The sequence below is a fragment of the Vibrio sp. FF145 genome (assembly GCF_041439075.1).
GTDB lineage: Bacteria > Pseudomonadota > Gammaproteobacteria > Enterobacterales > Vibrionaceae > Vibrio > Vibrio tasmaniensis_A.
The window spans coordinates 1-17,471 of the sequence record NZ_JBGONH010000045.1 but is presented as its reverse complement, the minus strand read 5'-3'; the positions used below and the strand labels follow the sequence as shown (position 1 = coordinate 17,471).

Below are 17,471 nucleotides of genomic sequence, written 5' to 3'. Positions count from 1 at the left end.
GAAAACGCACGCCTTGACGTGCGTTTTTTTACAACTAACATATATGTATATCCATATATGAGTATGTAGTTATGCTTCCTCACCAATTTTTTAAATTACTGTCTGATGAAACGCGAGTGCGTTGCTTAATGTTGATTGTGCGCCAAGAGTGCCTATCTGTTGGTGAGTTGACTCAGGCATTACAAGAAAGTCAGCCAAAGATTTCCCGCCATCTTGCGCAGTTGCGTTCAAACGGAATTTTAACTGACGTTCGCCAAGGGCAGTGGGTGTTCTACCGTCTGTCACAAGATTTACCGGGTTGGATGCTAAAGTTAATTGATGACCTTATAGCATCGAACTGTTTGAAAACTGAATACCAACAGGATATTGAGCGCCTAGAAGCCATGACTTCACGCCCTCAATGTTGCGTTTAAATACATTTAAATTTATTGCCAAAATCGTTGAGATTGCAGCTAGGCATAGTCAACAACACTGCGGCTTCAAATATGAAGGCAATTAACTGAGAGAAAAGAGTATGACAGTCAAAGTAGGTATTAATGGTTTTGGCCGTATCGGCCGTCTAGCACTTCGCGCAGCATTCGATTGGGCTGAGCTAGAGTTTGTTCAAATTAACGATGTAGCAGGCGATACAGCAACACTGGCGCACCTTCTTGAGTTCGATTCGGTTCAAGGTCGCTGGAACCACGAAGTCACGGTTGAAGGCGATGAGATGATCATCAACGGCCAACGCATTAGAACTACGCAAGAGCGCGATATCGATGCAATCGACTGGTCTGGTTGCGATGTTGTCCTTGAAGCGACGGGTGTTCACCGTAAGACATCTTTCCTAAACAAATACCTTGAGCAAGGTGTGAAGCGTGTTGTGGTATCGGCACCAGTAAAGGAAGAAGGCATTGCAAACATCGTAGTTGGTGTGAATGACGCTATCTTCGATCCAGCGGTACATAAGATTGTGACTGCGGCATCTTGTACGACTAACTGTCTTGCGCCTGTTGTGAAGGTGATTAACGAGAAGTTGGGTATCGAAAACGCAGCTTTCACCACTATTCACGATCTCACCAATACACAAACTATATTAGATGCGCCGCACAAAGACCTACGTCGTGCTCGTGCATGTGGTATGAGTCTTATCCCGACAACGACAGGCAGCGCTAAAGCGATTGTTGAGATTTTCCCGGAGCTTGAAAATCGTATTAATGGCCACGCGGTTCGTGTACCACTAGCGAACGCTTCTCTGACCGACATCATCTTCGAAGTGAAGCAAGACACCACTGCTGAAGAGGTCAACGCGATGCTGAAAGAAGCGTCTGAGAATGAACTGAAAGGCATTCTTGGCTTTGAAGAGCGTCCCCTGGTTTCTATCGATTACAAAGGCGACCAACGCTCAACGATCGTAGATGCGCTATCAACCATGCTAGTCGGTAAGCGCATGGTTAAGATCTACGCTTGGTACGACAACGAGATGGGCTACGCAACACGTACCGCTGAGCTAGTACGTACAGTTGGCCTAGCTTAATACTCTTCATACTTGAAGCTGCAAGCGTTGTTAACTGCGTAAGTTCACCGGAGCGCCGGCCGCCCTAATCACATAGAACCCCTATGCTCATAGGGCTGAACTTCATTCCTTTGTAGGAAAAAGGTTGCCTAGCTGCAACTCCAATTATTTTGAGTATTGGTTCTATAAGAATTAAAGAGAAGACACAATGACACATCCAACATGGCAACTAGATCTAGAAACTGGTGCGTTAGTGCTTACTCCGTGCCCAGGCACTAAAGACGCTGACCTAGATGCATCGTTAACGCAACTGAAAGCACAAGGCGTTGAAGCTATCGTGACAGCACTTGATGACCATGAGCTTGCAAGCAAAGACGTTGCGGCACTTGGTGAGAAGACACGTGCGCTAGGCATGCAATGGTTCCAAATAGAAATCGAAGACGATTGTGCACCGGGTACCGATTTTGCTGCGAAATGGCAGGCGGCGAGCCCTGCGCTACACCAAGTCGTGGATAACGGCGGCAAGGTAGCAATGCACTGCATGGGCGGCTCTGGCCGGACTGGCTTGCTGGCTGCACACCTGCTGTTAGAGAAGAGTTGGGATCTGAGTAAGATTGTTCAAGAAGTACAATCACTGCGTCCGGGCGCGTTTACTAAGTCAATTCAGGTTGACTATATTCAAGGTGTTGCTGCTCAGTAACATCTCACTCAGCAGTTACAAGAGCTTTTGGAACATCATGATCCAAAAGCTCTATCTACTCTTCTTACTTCGCTTTTCTCCGTTTTTATAGGTGTGATGTTATGTTCGCAAACCTAAGCAAAAGCGTTCGCCAATACATGTTGGTGACCTTCAACTACTGGAACTTCACCATTACTGATGGTGCACTTCGCATGCTGGTGGTTCTGTATTTTTACGACCTTGGTTACAGTTCGTTAGAAATCGCCTCACTGTTCCTTTTCTATGAATTCTTTGGTGTGGTGACTAACCTAATCGGTGGTTGGTTAGGGGCGCGTCTTGGCCTCAATAAGACCATGAATATCGGCTTAGGGATGCAAGTTGTCGCTTTGGGCATGCTCGCGGTGCCAACCGCAATGTTGACCATTCCTTGGGTAATGGCGGCGCAGGCCTTGTCTGGTATCGCTAAAGATCTCAATAAGATGAGTGCTAAAAGCTCGATTAAAACCTTAGTCCCAGATGAGCAGCAAGGTGCGCTTTATAAGTGGATTGCGATTCTAACCGGATCTAAGAATGCACTGAAAGGTGCCGGGTTCTTTATCGGTGGCTTACTGCTTTCGACGATTGGTTTCCAATACGCAGTGCTCGCGATGGCTGCTGTGCTGACCTTGGTCTTCATTGGCAGTTTAGTGAGCTTAGAAGCAGACATGGGCAAAGCGAAAACCAAACCGAAGTTTAAACAAATCTTCTCTAAGTCTGAATCCATCAATATCTTGTCGGCTGCGCGTATGTTCCTGTTTGGTGCTCGTGATGTGTGGTTTGTGATTGCTTTGCCGATTTATCTAGGCAGTGTGTTTGGTTGGGACCACTCATGGGTGGGTGGCTTCTTAGCGGCTTGGACCATCGCATACGGTTTTGTGCAGGGCATTGCACCTAAGATTACTGGTAAAGCACAAGGCAAGGTGCCTGATGGACATGCAGCGCTACTGTGGGCGGGTGCATTGGCTATTGTGACTGCCGGTATTGCCTATGCGGTGCAAATTGGCTGGCAACCCGAGTTCGTTATTGTCGGTGGATTGATGGTATTTGGTGCCATCTTTGCGGTGAACTCATCACTTCACTCATACCTGATTGTGAGTTACGCGAAAGGCGATGGGGTTTCTCTTGATGTTGGTTTCTACTACATGGCAAACGCGATGGGTCGCTTGATTGGCACGATATTGTCGGGCTTGGTATTCCAGATGGCCGGTTTGTCTGCGTGTCTGTGGGTATCCTTCGCATTCTTAGCGATAACGACGGTGATCTCTCTGCGTTTACCTAAAGTGCCGCAAATCTCAGCGGCATAAGCTTCAGCCGCATGAGCCTCATTTGTAAGAGTGAAAGTCGCATTGCTTAGGTCGGGTAACCTAGAGTCGAATAAGTTAAATTCGCGATAAGTATCTTCTTTAACACTAAGCTGACTTGGTATTTATTCCGGTCAGCTTTTTTATTGCTATAGTAGAATGATTGAATATTAATCAGGCATTTACATGAAGCAGCGAATTCTCTTTTTTGATTTAGCACGATGTGTCGCGGCCATAGCTGTTATCGCGATTCATGTTTTGGCGCCTTATCGTAATGAATTAAGCACCATTCCTTTCGGTGAGTGGCTGACTGCCATTACGGTGAATGGTTTCAGCCGCTGGGCAGTGCCTGTGTTCATCTTGATTTCTGGTGCATTGATGCTGAGTGATCAGCGCCCGTTTGACGCCAAATACTACCTCAAGCGCCGTCTGGGTAAGGTACTGATCCCATTCATTGTTTGGTCGCTTTTCTATACCTACCTATCAGGTTGGTCGCTAATGGGTTTTGATGCGGACGTCAGTTGGGAGGTTTTGCTCAATAGTTATCATCACTACACGTACTATCACCTTGGTTTCTTCTATTACTTCATCCCACTCTACTTTGTGATTCCTTTTTTACAGATCATGGTCAGAAAGTACGGTGATAGATCTGTCTATGCCTTTACGGCGGTATGGTTGTTCACAACGTTATTGTTCTTATTGAAAATCGATGGCCCTTGGAGTCACGAGTTGTGGTTGTACACCGGGTACTTACCGTTGGGTTACCTGCTGTATAAGATGGTTCCACTTAACAAGATGACTGTCGGCGTGAGTGTGTTACTTGGTGGATTAGCGTTACTGACCACGGTTTATATGGTGGTTGATGCAAGTTTGGTCGCAGAAGAATACACGGTAGGGCGTTGGTTATCTTACAAGACGTTGAACACCGTATTAGCGGCGAGCATGGTGTTCATGGTGTGCCGTTACTATGGTGAAGGCTTGTCTGAGAAGAGCAATCAAGTGGTTGGTTTTATCAGTAAACACAGCTTAGGTATTTATCTGCTGCACCCGATTTTCTTATGGCCAATGAAAGAGTTCGGTTGGTACCAAGGACACCCTGCTTGGGTTATTCCATTATGGATCGTGATCAGCGGAGCTGGCGCGTTATGGATGAGCTGGTTGGTCTCTAAGTCAGAGAAAACACGTTGGCTATTGCCTTAGCGGTGGGTGCTAAGGCTTTCTGATGGATTGCTTAGAAGATACAGTTGAAGTACCTAATGTTTAGCGCTTCAATGCAAAGTGTAAGAACTTATCGCCTTGGTAGGTTAAGGTACCTTTGTCGCCAGGGTTCAGGGCGTGGAAGTAGTGGATGCCGACTTGGAACTCTCGTTTTGGACCAACCACACCACGTTGAACGTAAATCCAATACTCTTGATCTTCTTGGCCAGGTTCTGCATCAGGAAGGTCGATGGATTGTTTGTCCAACACAGTGACGTTCACTTTCTTTTCTGGCGCATTTTCACCTTGTGAGTGCTTTCGATAGAAACCAAGAAATACCCAAGCCGCTAGACCTGCGAGTGCAAAGATGGCAAAAAAGAGTGAATTAGGCATGTAACCTCCATGTAGTCGTGATGGTTATTCTAATCTTTCAAGCAATAGGGATATGTGTTTCAAGCCGTTATTCGTGAACTGTTGTAAGCCAAGCTGATTATTTTTCGGCAGACATCACATTTAGAGGCCAGTTTGGGATAAAGCATTGTTATTTATTGTCTCTTTCTCTCGTAAATAACAGTGATTTTGTATAAGAATAGGGAAATGCTCGACTAGAATTATAGTGTGGAGTGGGAGGGCTAATATGACCGATATTGAAAAAGTGGTGACAAGAACTCGTAATATAGAGAAATTATTGAGGCTTCAATATCATGCCGAAGGCGAAGGATTGCATGAGCTTGTGTCAAGCTGTGAAGAAAGGCTACCGCACGATACGGTGAGTAAGCTGCGTTATATCGCAACGTGTCGTAATAAGGTAGTCAATGAGCATGAGGCTAAGTTGGAAGACCAGCATAAGTTCATCATGATGTGTAACGACTGTGAGAAGGAGTTGACTCCACGTAGTGGTCGTTTTATTTGGCGAGTTGCAATCTTACTGATGATGGCAATGACTTTAGCTGCCGCTGGTTTCTATTATGCGAACTGGGATGTGTTAACACTGCATCTGTTTTCGAAGTGAAAAAATTGAACAAAAAAAGGGACGCTAATGGCGTCCCTTTTTTTATCTGTAACTTGCTTAGTACATCATCGGTAGTGTCATTAGACCTACAACTACCGCGATCATTACAAGTCCTTGTCTTTGCGAAGATGAAATCATAACACTACTCCTAAATTTGGTTGTCTCTCGCTATGTTTTAAAGAATAGCACTACTTATAGCTTTAGATCAAGAATTACTTTCGAAGCCTTTAAAAGTGATAGAAAACTATTGGGTTTTCTATCACTTTTGCTATGTTTTACTGTGTATTTTGGGGTGCTATTATTTTGTTCGTTATGATTTTTTTTTGTTCTCATTTGGTTTAAGTGATTGTTTTGTAATGGTCATTTTGTGTAATTTATATTGTTAAAGGTTGTTAAACTGTATTAATAGGGCTTGGTGGTGTCTAGGTTTGTTTAATTAAGATTTATAGGTTTTAGGTTTGATTTTTGTGATGGTTTTTTGACAGGAAGCTTAGCGAAACCTGACAAAGTGGTTTTTATAAAGGTAATTTACGCACTTTGTAAGTCTAGGTTTGTATAGTGTTGGAAAGTTCTATGTAAGTCTGTTTTTTTGATTTTAACTGTTTGTTTTTAATGTGTTTGTGTATTTGATTTTGAACTTTTAGTTATGTGGTATTTGCAATGTATAGCGATATATTGTGGCGTTGGCATGATAGAAGTCATTGGAATTTAAGTTTGGGTTCTCTAGCGTCAATTTATATGAGCTTTCCGAACAATGAGTCTATTTTAAAAGGAATAATCACTATCGCTGCGGGTATTGTGACGACTTCAATCTAAAGATGCTCTTTTTAGTGGAAGCGTAATCAAGATCCAATTTTGAAGGGCTGAGGCTTTACATCAACACCCGTGTGCCTAGACTGGCGACGATTAAAAGCAATAGGGCAAATGATATGTGGAGTTGGTTGGCGGTTTCCTTGTCTGGTATTGGAGCAATAACAGGAACGAAACATGGGCATATCGGTCAGGCTTTATTGTATAAGGTCTTTACGTTTGTATTATTGGCGACTATTGCTCTAACTCAATCTGTTGTCGTTGATTTTACCTATTGGGTAGTCGCTGGGTTAGCGATATCCGCGATCGCAGATGTGCTTCATACTGTTACTCAAAAACGTCTTCTGCATTTTGTGTGTTTCCTGTTGGCTCAACTTTGTTACAGCAAAGCATTTTGGTTACAGCTATCAGGAGAAATGGTCTGGTGGTTGTTCGCGCTGCTGTTAGCTGCATGTATCGTTGCTTTCTTCCTATTACTCCCTCGCTTAGACAAACTCGTTTTTCCAGTGGTTATCATGGGTATTGTGCTCATTCAGCTTGCTTGGGCCTCTGGTGAAGTCTGGTTACTTGAGCCTCAGCTATCACATGCTGTTGGTTTTGTTGGTTGCTGCGTGCTGCTGCTTTCCGCATTGGCGTACGCCCTAAATTTCTATCGCAGCCCAATTAAGGGCGCTTATTTTTGGGTAACGGGCAGTTACTTTCTTGCACACGCTCTCATCGTTGCTTCCCTCACCATTTAGGGTCGAGCTAGCTTAACTCTGAGCTACATCAAGGCAGCTCAGATGAAAGTAGGTACTCTACGTCTACTTCATTAAACATGAGATAGACTTATGACTACCGAAATTCATGCACACAACGTTTTAAACTTACTGAGTGAAAAGCCACTGACTCGTGAAGAGTTGACGAAAGAGCTCGCTCAAACCTATGGCGCTGAAGCTCGCTTTCATACGTGTAAGCTGAACGGTCTGGATTTAGATGGATTGCTGAAATTTTTCCTGAAAATGGAAAAGGTCGTGATCATTGATGACAAGCTTTGCACTAATCGCGAACGTGTTTGTAATCACTGATTTTGAATGACCATCAGTTCTTGTCGCCAGTGAACTGTGATTAGCGAGTGGATGCGATATTCTTGGCTCCACTCCGACCATTTCTCCCTCGTTTGGCTCTCATAAATACCCTTCCAATAACGTAAATTCCTAAGTTTGTTACTGTGTTCGAAAATCAATCTTGAGGCTGCTATACTCCGCGCACTTACGCTTTCGAGACAAACTTATGGAAATTTTATCTGCAGCGACCATGCTGTTTCTTATTATGGATCCGCTTGGCAACTTACCAATCGTGCTTTCTATCCTTAAGCATATTGATCCGAAGCGTCGCCGTATTGTTCTTGTTCGTGAACTAATGTTTGCGCTGATTATCCTGCTGCTGTTCTTGTTTGCTGGTCAAAGCATCATGAACTTCCTGCATGTGCAGCCTGAAACCTTGAGTATATCTGGCGGTATTATTCTGTTTATCATCGCGATTAAGATGATTTTCCCAAGTGCGGGTAGTATTACTGGCCTCGCGGCGGGTGAAGAACCGTTTATTGTGCCGATGGCGATCCCTATGATTGCTGGCCCTTCAGTGATTGCGGCATTGATTCTTTTGTCGACCCAGCATCCTGACAACATGTTAGAGCTTTCAGGCGCAGTGATGCTGGCTTGGGGCGCGACTTTCTTTATTCTGATGTTTAATGGCTTCTTCCTACGAGTACTAGGTGAGAGAGGCCTTAAAGCCATCGAACGCTTGATGGGCTTGTTGTTGGTTATGCTGTCGACGCAAATGTTCCTAGATGGTGTAAAGGGCTACATGGGCTAACATCAGTATCATCGCTGAATAAAAAAACGCCGCTCAAATGAGCGGCGTTTCTGTATCAACTGTTTCTGTCATGATGTTTTCTGTCGTTAAGCGTTTTATATCTGAGCTTAAGCTTTATTACATCATGTGTTTGCGTCGGATATCGAGTAGGGCAAAGACGCCGAAAATCAATATTGACCACTTCTCCCAACGTGACATTTCGATCTTATCGCCAAAAGCACCGATGAAAATCAGCATCTGCAGGCCGTGCATGAAGAATAAGAATGCTGTCATGATATAAAGCGCAATCGCAGCATTACCCGGGAATGGGTAGAAAATATTGGCGATTAAGATAAACCAAACAAAGGCTATGGCTGCTTTTGCTAGTGGAAGCAAGAACTTCATTCAATAACTCCTATTCTTCAGTGATTCGATTGAACAGTCGGTAGCTCGACTGGCCCGTGGTCTTATCGCGATGTAATTCCCAGTTTTCTGGCATAGCTTCGAGTTTTAGCTCTTTCTCTGTCTCGACGTAAATGATGGCGTTGTCTGCAAGCCAACCGTTGCTCTCAAGCAGTTGTACTGTTTCTGCGAGTAAGCCTTTACGAAATGGAGGATCGAGAAAGACCATATCGTAAGGAGTGCCTGGCTTCTTAAGAAAAGAGATAGCATCAGTGTTGAACACATTGATGTTGTCTGCTTTGAGCTCTTTCGCGTTATCAGAAAGCTGTTTGGCCGCTTTTTGATTCATTTCGAGCAGTGTCACCATTTTTGCTTGGCGAGAAGCGGCTTCAAAACCTAGACCACCAGAACCGGCGAATACATCCAAGCAGGTCGAATGTGGGATATCTTGTGCCACCCAGTTAAAGAGTGTTTCTTTGACTCGGTCAATGGTTGGGCGTAATCCTTCTAAATCATGAACAGGCAGCTTTCTACCTCTCCATGAGCCACTAATAATTCGAACAAAGCCTCCGGATGGCTTTTTTTGTGATGTGTTTTGCTGGCGACGTCTTACCATAGATTTTTTGACCGCTAATAAAGTGATACTATACCGAGCCCAATTTAAGTGGGTTCGAGTATTAAATAAATTTACAATGACAAAGTGTATCAAGCTAAAAGCAAACTTATCACTGCTTTGTCATTTTTCTTTACTATTCGTTTGTACAAGCTTGTATTGTATAACAATAGCAAAGAGTCGACGTGTATTAAGTCAATACAGCTAATTAGTAGATCTAGGAAACTCCTCTGATGACGGAAAAAAAGAAGCGCGGATTATTATCGTGGCTTGGTTTTGGTGAAGAAGAACAAAGCCCAAAAACTCAGAATGAAGCGAACGTAGAAAACGTTGAAGATCAAACTGAAGTTGAATCACAAGTTGAGGCTGAACAGGTCGCACCTGAAGTTGAAGACGCTAAATCAACGGAACCTAAGTCTGTTGAATCTGAACTTACGGAGTCAGAGCAAACGCTTGAAGAGGCTCAACAAGATCAGCAGCCTGTCGCAGCAGAAGCAGAAGCAGAAGCAGAAGCAGAAGCAGAAGCAGAAGCAGAAGCAGAACAGGAAGAAGTGATTGCTCCTCAATCTAAGGTTGAAGAAGTTCAAGAGAAGCCGACAGAAAGCTTCTTTGCACGACTTAAGCGTAGCCTCAGCCGTACTAAAGCAAACATTGGTGCTGGCTTCTTTGGTTTGTTCAAAGGCAAGCAAATCGATGAAGACCTGTTTGAAGAATTAGAAGAGCAACTTCTGATCGCCGACGTGGGTATGAATACCACCGTGAAGATCATTGAAAACCTAACAGAAAAAGCATCCCGTAATGACCTAAAAGACGGTGAAGCGCTTTATGGTCTGCTTAAAGAAGAGATGTCAGAAATCTTGAGCCAAGTGGAACAGCCACTGGTTGTTGATACCACTAAAACACCTTACGTTATCTTAATGGTGGGTGTGAATGGCGTGGGTAAAACAACCACTATCGGTAAGCTGGCGAAACAATTCCAAAGTGAAGGCAAGAAAGTGATGCTGGCGGCGGGTGATACCTTCCGTGCGGCAGCGGTTGAACAACTTCAGGTTTGGGGGCAGCGTAATGATGTTCCGGTTATCGCTCAGCACACTGGTGCCGATAGCGCGTCTGTTATCTACGATGCGATTGAAGCGGCGAAAGCGCGTGGTGTTGATGTTGTGATTGCAGATACTGCAGGCCGTTTGCAGAACAAGAGCAACTTGATGGAAGAGCTACGCAAGATTGTTCGTGTAATGAAGAAGATCGATGATTCTGCACCGCACGAAATCATGTTAACGCTAGATGCAGGTACCGGTCAGAATGCGATTAGCCAAGCGAAGTTGTTTAGTGACGTGGCACCAGTAACGGGTATTACGCTAACTAAGCTAGATGGTACAGCGAAAGGTGGCGTAATTTTCTCAATTGCTGACCAGTTCCAGATTCCAATCCGCTACATTGGCGTGGGTGAAGGCATTGACGACCTGCGTCCATTTGAGTCGAAAGACTTTATTGAAGCACTATTTAGCCGCGAAGAGTAACGCGTGTAGCAAAGTGGTTTATCCTTAACCTGCTACCGTTTTAAATTTGATATGAGTGATCGTAAGAGGAATTTTCGGTGATCAAATTTCAGCAAGTGAGCAAAGCCTACCGAGGCGGACGACAAGCGCTCCAAAAAGTGGACTTTCATCTCAAACGAGGAGAGATGGCATTTTTAGGCGGGCACTCTGGTGCTGGTAAAAGTACCTTGCTGAAGTTGATCTGCGCGATAGAGCGCCCAACTGACGGACGTGTTTGGTTTAACGATCACGATATTACTCGTATCCCAGCCAAAGACATTCCCTTTTTACGCCGTAATATCGGGATTGTCTTTCAAGATCACCGTCTACTTATGGATCGCTCGATCTTCGATAACGTCGCTCTGCCTATGCGTATTGAATCTATTTCTGAAAACGAAATTAAACGTCGAGTTAGCGCCGCGTTGGACAAAACCGGTTTATTAGATAAAGCCCGTTGTTTGCCAAGCCAGCTCTCTGGAGGTGAACAACAACGGGTCGGTATTGCTCGCGCTGTGGTTAACCGTCCAACTCTGCTTTTAGCGGATGAACCAACTGGTAATCTAGATCCTGAACTATCGAGTCGTGTATTACGCTTGTTTGAAGAGTTTAACCGTGCGGGTGTCACGATCATGCTAGCGACGCACGATATCGGGTTAGTGAACACTCGCCCTCAATATCGTCATCTGGAATTAAACCAAGGCTTTTTGAGTGAGGTTGAAGATTATGGCCGCGAATAAGCGCATTAAGAAACCTCAATCCAATCGAGCAGCAAACCGGGCTTCAAGCGACGGTTTCTTTGTTGTTCATTGGAAACAAGCCAAGTCATCGTTCTCGCAAATGTGGCAGCGTCCGTTGGGTAACTTGCTGACGCTTGCGGTGATTTCAATGGCTTTAGCTATGCCCGCTTGTTTGTACCTACTGGGCAAGAACGTTGGTGAAGTGGCGCAAGATGTCACCAGCCCGTCACAAATTAGTGCCTATGTAGAGGATGGTATCCCTGAGCCGAGAGTCATGGTGCTTAAGGATGAAATTGAAAGTTGGGACCAAGTCGATCTGGTTGAGTACATTTCTCCGCAGCAAGGTCTTGAAGATCTTAGCCAGTATTCTGGTTTTGAGGACGCCCTAACTATCCTAGATGATTATTCATTGCCAGGTGTTTTGGTGATTACGCCAAGCGTACACAGCGACACGTTAATTAAAGAACTGGCAGGCAAGGTTAAGAAGCAAGAGTTAGTCACCGATGTTCGTTTAGATGAAGACTGGTTAGCTCGACTGGATGCTATCAAAGCACTTGCGGCTGTCATCGTGATTACCTTAACTGTGTTGATGCTGGGCGCAGTATTTCTGATTATCGGCAACACATTACGATTTAATGTGTTGGCGCATAAAGAAGAGATTCAAACCATGAAGCTGATTGGTGCTACCGACAGCTACATTCTTCGACCATACCTCTATGCTGGAATGTGGTTTGGTGTTTTAGGTTCGATTAGCGCGTGGGTAATGACGGCATTGATTACCGTATTACTGAACAGTGCAGTGGATGACTTGGCTCAGCTGTACGATAGCCACTTCCGCTTAATTGGCCTGAGTTGGGATGAATCTTTATTGCTTTTGATCGTCGGAACCTTGCTTGGTAGTGTAGCTGCGAAGCTTTCTGCACAGCGTCATCTAAAAGAAATTGAACCAGTTTAGGTGAATAGAGTCATATTTATACGAAAAATAGGCAGTTCTTAACCAGTTTTTGCCTTGTATAGACGAATTGATTATGCATAATTACTTCCCCCTCCTTGAAACCTGTTCATTTTAGGTTCAAGATTGTCGGGTTTTAATAGATGTATTACTCCAGATCAGAGATTGATGAGGAACCGAATGGCAAACCAAGCGTATCAAATGGCTTTAGTCACACAAGATAGTTTAGATAGCTATATCCGCTCAGCGAACAGTTACCCAATGCTGACGCCTGACGAGGAACGTGGACTTGCAGAGCGATTACATTACAAAGGTGAGATCGACGCTGCGAAAGGCTTGATCCTTTCACACCTACGATTCGTGGTGCACGTTGCAAGAGGCTACTCTGGCTACGGGCTGCCAATGGCTGATCTTGTCCAAGAAGGTAACATCGGCTTGATGAAGGCTGTTAAGCGCTTTAATCCAGAAGTTGGTGTCCGTCTAGTCTCTTTTGCTGTTCACTGGATCAAAGCTGAAATTCATGAATACGTATTGCGTAACTGGCGTATTGTTAAGATCGCAACGACTAAAGCGCAGCGTAAATTGTTCTTTAACCTTCGTAAGTCTAAAAAGCGTTTAGGTTGGTTCAATAACGGTGAAGTTGAGACGGTTGCGCGTGAACTGGGTGTTGAGCCTTCAGAAGTTCGTGAAATGGAATCTCGCTTAGCGGCACAAGACGCGACGTTTGAAGCGCCTATGGACGACGACGACGGTGGTTCTGCTTACACAGCTCCAGTTTATTACCTAGAAGATAAAGCGTCAGACGTTGCTGAGACGGTTGAAGCAGCTAACTGGGAATCTCATACTAATAATCGCTTAGGTCTCGCATTGAAGAGCTTAGACGAGCGTAGTCAACACATTGTTCGCTCACGTTGGTTAGACGACAACAAAGCAACACTGCAAGACTTAGCGGATACCTATAGCATTTCTGCAGAGCGTGTCCGCCAGTTAGAAAAGAATGCGATGAAGAAATTGAAGCAAGCCGTTGGCGACTTCTAATAGCATTTAATTTTTAATAGTATTTGGTTTCTCATAGTAGCAAGCAAATAGCTTAATTTTGAAAAGGCCGAGATCGAGAGATCTCGGCCTTTTTGTTTTGGATCGATTTCTCAACTTTTGCGATCGAAATTTGCAAATTGATTTTGTGGATAACTCTGTGAGGAATTTATTCGTCAGCTGTCTAAAAGCAGGGTGTAGTAAGGCTTTGGCGGGGTTTTTCGCGTGGGGATATGTTTAAGTTAACCCACAGTTAGATCAGGATCATTACTACATGTTGTGGATCTATTTTTAAAAAGGCACTTTATTCACGCAATTCACAGATTTATCCACAAATGGTGTAAAAGTGATCGCTGGTGGATAACCTTATTAAGTGGGTGTGATTGTTAGCCTTGGGATAGGTTACAATGGCAGCAAAGTAAATCAGTATAAAAAGAGAAAGTCATGGACCAGTTTAAACATATCGACGTTAAAGGCGCTCAAGCCCTTATTGAACAAAATGAAGCTCGACTTGTCGATATACGAGATCCGCAATCTTTTGCGGTAGCCCATTCAGAAACCGCCTACCACCTGACTAACGATACCATGGTGTCGTTTATGGATGAGGTTGAGTTCGAACAGCCTATCTTAGTGATGTGTTACCACGGTATTAGTAGCCAAGGCGCGGCACAATATTTAGTGAACCAAGGCTTTGAAGAGGTATATAGTGTTGATGGCGGTTTCGAAGCTTGGCATCGTGCTGAACTTCCGGTGATTGCGGGTTAATAGCTTTATCACTTAAACGCTTCAAGCATCTCCATAGTATGAATAGGAAGTAACAATGATTAGATTGATGGTGTTAGACAACCCACGTCTTGCTCAAGCATTTATTGATTATATGGCCTCTCGTCAGATCCCTATTCAGATGTCTCCAGAGGGAGAAGGGCGTTTTGCTTTGTGGCTTCTTGATGGTCAATTTCAGGTTGAAACCGAAGCTGAGCTGAATCGTTTTCTTGCTGAACCCAATCATAAACGCTATCAAGCGGCGTCTTGGGATATGGCTGAGACTAGAAAGAGTAATTTCCATTACCACACGCCAAGCTTTTTGGGCATGATTAAAGCAAAAGCAGGTCCTGTGACACTGAGCCTAATGTTGGTGTGTGTGGTGATTTTTGCGCTGCAACAGATTGGTTTTGGCCAAGCTATTTTCAATGCCCTGCATTTCCCAGCAGTTGATGGACAGCAATGGCAGCTGTGGCGTTGGTTGAGCCATGCTGTTCTGCATTTCTCTGTTATGCACATCGCATTCAATATTTTGTGGTGGTGGCAGCTAGGTGGGGATATTGAGAAGAAACTAGGCAGCCTCAAGCTACTTCAGATCTTTGCTGTCTCTTCTGCGCTTTCAGGTGCTGGTCAGTATTGGGTTGAAGGGGCGAACTTCGGTGGTTTGTCTGGTGTTGTGTACGCTTTGGTTGGTTACTTATGGGTTGTCGGTGCGAAGGCGCCACAACTTGGTTTAGGTATCCCAAGACAGATTGTCGGCTTTATGTTGGTGTGGTTAGTGCTTGGGTACATGCAGCCATTTATGGCGATCGCCAATACAGCGCATTTAGCTGGCCTAGCCGCTGGTGTCATTATTGGCTTTATCGATGCGATGAAAGCACCGAGCTCGGCAAGAAGCTAACTCATTTTTTCTAGTGAGTAGCCAAACGATAGAGACAAAAAAGCGGCCAGATGAGCCGCTTTTTTATTGGGATTCGTTTTTACATCATTACTGATAAAGATATTTGGTAAACAATAAGTCAGCAATGAGAGTTTTACCTGTTTCTGGAAGTAAAATCTTATTGAGGTGCTCAACTAAGGACTTTCTCAAATCTTCACGACCGGATAGAGACTTAATTGTCTCTTCATTTTGTTTGCCGAGTAATTCAATCACCGCATCACGAATCAATGGCTGATGATGCTCAATGGCTTCTAAGTCATTACTATTTGCGACCATTATGTCGAGACGGACCTGAATATAGCCCAGTTTTTTACCTTTAGTGTAAAAATTGGTGGTGAGATCGGGCTCTAGCGTGAAGTAGGCTAGTTTGGGTGTCGATTCTTCTTCAGCGAAACTTGATGCTGAAAACAGTAGATTAATCGCAATAAATAGTTGGGCTACATAACGTTTGTGCATATTTGAGACTTTTCTTTAGTTTATTCGCGATATTCGAAACGCATTAGTCTTGTTACAATGAGCGGTCTAAATCTAAATACGTTTACAATTCGAAGAACGCTTTAATTTTATTCGAAAGTTGAAGCTTTATTGTACGTGTAAAGTCACCTATTGAATACTAGTATGAATCAGTCAATATCATTGTATCTAAATTCATTAATGAATGTAGATTGGCAAAGCACAGAAAAATTTAATTTTCCTAATGAAACCACCAAAGAGTGGCTTATGGAACAAGGATCGCTTTCCCGTAAGTTGGGCAAGTGCTGCAAGCACCTGTCTGTTGAGTTGCTTCATAATCAAGTTGTGGAACGATCAATTCTGCAACAGGACGAAGAACGCCTTTTATCATCACATGATTGCTTACTGCGTAAAGTGATTTTAAAGGGTGATGATGAGCCGTGGGTGTTAGGTCGAACCTTAATACCTCGAATTACCCTAGAAGATCATCAGCACTCTGACCTTTCTCAACAAGGGGATGTCCCGCTTGGATTAACGGTTTTCAGTGCTGAGAACGTGGAGCGAGATGCGCTTCAAGTCGGTTGGGTTATCGCTGGCGATGAGCGATTACTCGCGCGTCGTTCTCGATTATGGATGAATCATAAACCGATGCTTGTGGCCGAACTTTTTTTACCAACATCCCCCATTTACTCTAAGGAGAGTGTGTAAATGCTTGCCACCAAAGCGAAGGCGTACTGGCAATTGACGCGAATGAATCGCCCGATTGGTACTCTGTTACTCCTTTGGCCGACCTTGTGGTCGCTGATTATTGCTGCGAAAGGCATGCCTGATTTTGATGTCTTGGTTGTTTTCATACTCGGTGTGGTGTTAATGCGATCGGCTGGCTGTGTGATTAATGACTTTGCTGACCGTAAAGTTGATGGTCATGTCAAACGCACCAAGCAACGTCCATTACCTTCAGGTTTGGTTTCCAGCAAGGAAGCCATTGTGCTCTTTCTAGTGTTAGCTGTGGTTTCTTTTTTGTTGGTACTCACCATGAACCCGCTGACCATTAAGCTCTCTTTTATTGGGGTTGGTCTCGCGTTCATTTATCCTTTCATGAAGCGTTTTACACACCTTCCACAGTTGTTTCTCGGATTGGCTTTCAGTTGGGCAATACCAATGGCTTGGGCGGCGCAAACCAATGAACTGCCAAGCATTGTGTGGTTTATCTTCGTGATTAATGCGTTGTGGACGATAGCCTACGACACGCAATATGCGATGGTTGACCGAGATGATGACTTGAAGATTGGCATCAAGTCGACGGCTATTCTGTTTGGTCGTTTTGATAAGCTTATGGTTGGCGCGCTGCAGTTAGTTACACTGGCGATGTTGATTGCATTGGGCATGCACTACCAACTCGGTGATACTTTCTACTGGGCACTGTTAGTTTCGGGAAGCTTGTTCGTGTATCAACAGCATCTGATGCGTCACCGCGATCGAGACCTTTGCTTCCAAGCCTTCTTGAACAATAACTATGTTGGAATGGCGGTGACTGTAGGCTTGTTCATTACCTTCTGGTAAGCATCCGCTTTACAAGTAAACGAACGCTAAAGAAAAAGGCACCCATTGGGTGTAATGCCGTTCGGATAAGCATTATTGCTTGAACCTGAACGGATATTTGGCTGGGA

Annotated in this window: 21 protein-coding genes; 17 read left to right on the top strand and 4 right to left on the bottom strand. The window is 44.3% G+C overall.

Going from position 1 to position 17,471, the window contains the following annotated elements; all coding sequences use genetic code 11:
- Window positions 1–71 precede the first annotated feature (71 nt).
- The 5 genes from ACED42_RS16305 to ACED42_RS16285 all read left to right on the top strand — a co-directional run bounded on the left by ACED42_RS16305 (window position 72) and on the right by ACED42_RS16285 (window position 4,714).
- Window positions 72–413 (top strand): metalloregulator ArsR/SmtB family transcription factor, encoded by a 342-nt coding sequence (locus ACED42_RS16305; protein ID WP_009848223.1) that lies wholly within the window; start codon window positions 72–74, stop codon window positions 411–413.
- Window positions 414–514: 101 nt separating this feature from the next.
- Window positions 515–1,516, top strand: a complete 1,002-nt coding sequence (locus ACED42_RS16300; RefSeq protein ID WP_371703353.1) for an ArsJ-associated glyceraldehyde-3-phosphate dehydrogenase — start codon at window positions 515–517, stop codon at window positions 1,514–1,516.
- A 187-nt stretch (window positions 1,517–1,703) separates the two neighbouring features.
- Entirely contained in the window at window positions 1,704–2,195 is a 492-nt protein-coding gene (locus ACED42_RS16295) for a cyclin-dependent kinase inhibitor 3 family protein (protein ID WP_371703351.1), read from the top strand.
- Window positions 2,196–2,296: 101 nt separating this feature from the next.
- Window positions 2,297–3,517, top strand: a complete 1,221-nt coding sequence (gene arsJ / locus ACED42_RS16290) for an organoarsenical effux MFS transporter ArsJ (RefSeq protein ID WP_371703349.1) — start codon at window positions 2,297–2,299, stop codon at window positions 3,515–3,517.
- Window positions 3,518–3,700: 183 nt separating this feature from the next.
- Window positions 3,701–4,714: an acyltransferase gene (locus ACED42_RS16285; RefSeq protein ID WP_017097108.1), complete on the top strand. Its 1,014-nt coding sequence runs from the start codon at window positions 3,701–3,703 to the stop codon at window positions 4,712–4,714.
- A gap of 60 nt (window positions 4,715–4,774) precedes the next feature.
- On the opposite strand, the gene ACED42_RS16280 is transcribed toward ACED42_RS16285, so the two are convergent.
- Window positions 4,775–5,104 carry a DUF2500 domain-containing protein gene (locus ACED42_RS16280; protein WP_009848228.1) on the bottom strand — a complete coding sequence of 110 codons (330 nt, stop codon included), beginning with the start codon at window positions 5,102–5,104 and terminating at the stop codon, window positions 4,775–4,777.
- 244 nt (window positions 5,105–5,348) lie between these two features.
- On the opposite strand from ACED42_RS16280, the gene ACED42_RS16275 reads away from it, so the two are divergent.
- From ACED42_RS16275 to ACED42_RS16260, 4 genes are all read left to right on the top strand, one after another.
- Window positions 5,349–5,723, top strand: a complete 375-nt coding sequence (locus ACED42_RS16275) for a hypothetical protein (RefSeq protein WP_009848229.1) — start codon at window positions 5,349–5,351, stop codon at window positions 5,721–5,723.
- A gap of 929 nt (window positions 5,724–6,652) precedes the next feature.
- Window positions 6,653–7,273: a lysoplasmalogenase gene (locus tag ACED42_RS16270; RefSeq protein WP_029223157.1), complete on the top strand. Its 621-nt coding sequence runs from the start codon at window positions 6,653–6,655 to the stop codon at window positions 7,271–7,273.
- Between the two features lie 90 nt (window positions 7,274–7,363).
- On the top strand, window positions 7,364–7,600 hold the full coding sequence (locus tag ACED42_RS16265; protein ID WP_371703347.1) for a YecH family metal-binding protein: 237 nt from the start codon (window positions 7,364–7,366) through the stop codon (window positions 7,598–7,600).
- 205 nt (window positions 7,601–7,805) lie between these two features.
- Entirely contained in the window at window positions 7,806–8,390 is a 585-nt protein-coding gene (locus tag ACED42_RS16260; protein WP_009848232.1) for a YhgN family NAAT transporter, read from the top strand.
- A gap of 117 nt (window positions 8,391–8,507) precedes the next feature.
- Here the strand turns inward: ACED42_RS16260 and ACED42_RS16255 are convergent, their stop codons facing one another.
- Window positions 8,508–8,774, bottom strand: coding sequence for a DUF1145 domain-containing protein (locus tag ACED42_RS16255; RefSeq protein WP_009848233.1), 267 nt, complete (start codon window positions 8,772–8,774; stop codon window positions 8,508–8,510).
- Window positions 8,775–8,784: 10 nt separating this feature from the next.
- Window positions 8,785–9,387 carry a 16S rRNA (guanine(966)-N(2))-methyltransferase RsmD gene (rsmD, locus tag ACED42_RS16250; RefSeq protein ID WP_371703345.1) on the bottom strand — a complete coding sequence of 201 codons (603 nt, stop codon included), beginning with the start codon at window positions 9,385–9,387 and terminating at the stop codon, window positions 8,785–8,787.
- A 230-nt stretch (window positions 9,388–9,617) separates the two neighbouring features.
- Here rsmD and ftsY point away from each other — a divergent pair, with 230 nt between their 5' ends.
- The 6 genes from ftsY (at window position 9,618) to glpG (ending at window position 15,309) form a co-directional block, all read left to right on the top strand.
- Complete coding sequence (ftsY, locus tag ACED42_RS16245) at window positions 9,618–10,904, top strand: signal recognition particle-docking protein FtsY (RefSeq protein ID WP_371703343.1); 1,287 nt, start codon at window positions 9,618–9,620, stop codon at window positions 10,902–10,904.
- A gap of 77 nt (window positions 10,905–10,981) precedes the next feature.
- Complete coding sequence (gene ftsE / locus ACED42_RS16240) at window positions 10,982–11,659, top strand: cell division ATP-binding protein FtsE (protein WP_009848236.1); 678 nt, start codon at window positions 10,982–10,984, stop codon at window positions 11,657–11,659.
- Complete coding sequence (ftsX, locus tag ACED42_RS16235; RefSeq protein ID WP_029223158.1) at window positions 11,646–12,614, top strand: permease-like cell division protein FtsX; 969 nt, start codon at window positions 11,646–11,648, stop codon at window positions 12,612–12,614. The genes ftsE and ftsX overlap by 14 nt, the downstream gene beginning before the upstream one ends.
- Window positions 12,615–12,791: 177 nt before the next feature.
- Window positions 12,792–13,649, top strand: a complete 858-nt coding sequence (rpoH, locus tag ACED42_RS16230) for an RNA polymerase sigma factor RpoH (protein ID WP_029223159.1) — start codon at window positions 12,792–12,794, stop codon at window positions 13,647–13,649.
- A gap of 441 nt (window positions 13,650–14,090) precedes the next feature.
- Window positions 14,091–14,411 carry a thiosulfate sulfurtransferase GlpE gene (gene glpE / locus ACED42_RS16225; protein WP_371703341.1) on the top strand — a complete coding sequence of 107 codons (321 nt, stop codon included), beginning with the start codon at window positions 14,091–14,093 and terminating at the stop codon, window positions 14,409–14,411.
- A 55-nt stretch (window positions 14,412–14,466) separates the two neighbouring features.
- A complete protein-coding gene (gene glpG / locus ACED42_RS16220) occupies window positions 14,467–15,309 on the top strand; it encodes a rhomboid family intramembrane serine protease GlpG (RefSeq protein WP_012605025.1) in 843 nt (280 codons plus the stop codon).
- Window positions 15,310–15,396: 87 nt separating this feature from the next.
- On the opposite strand, the gene ACED42_RS16215 is transcribed toward glpG, so the two are convergent.
- Window positions 15,397–15,804 carry a flagellar basal body-associated protein FliL gene (locus tag ACED42_RS16215; protein ID WP_009848242.1) on the bottom strand — a complete coding sequence of 136 codons (408 nt, stop codon included), beginning with the start codon at window positions 15,802–15,804 and terminating at the stop codon, window positions 15,397–15,399.
- Between the two features lie 162 nt (window positions 15,805–15,966).
- Here ACED42_RS16215 and ACED42_RS16210 point away from each other — a divergent pair, with 162 nt between their 5' ends.
- Together ACED42_RS16210 and ubiA are read left to right on the top strand one after the other, a co-directional pair.
- Complete coding sequence (locus ACED42_RS16210) at window positions 15,967–16,509, top strand: chorismate lyase (protein ID WP_162924288.1); 543 nt, start codon at window positions 15,967–15,969, stop codon at window positions 16,507–16,509.
- Window positions 16,510–17,364: a 4-hydroxybenzoate octaprenyltransferase gene (gene ubiA, locus ACED42_RS16205; protein ID WP_009848245.1), complete on the top strand. Its 855-nt coding sequence runs from the start codon at window positions 16,510–16,512 to the stop codon at window positions 17,362–17,364.
- Window positions 17,365–17,471: the final 107 nt, after the last annotated feature.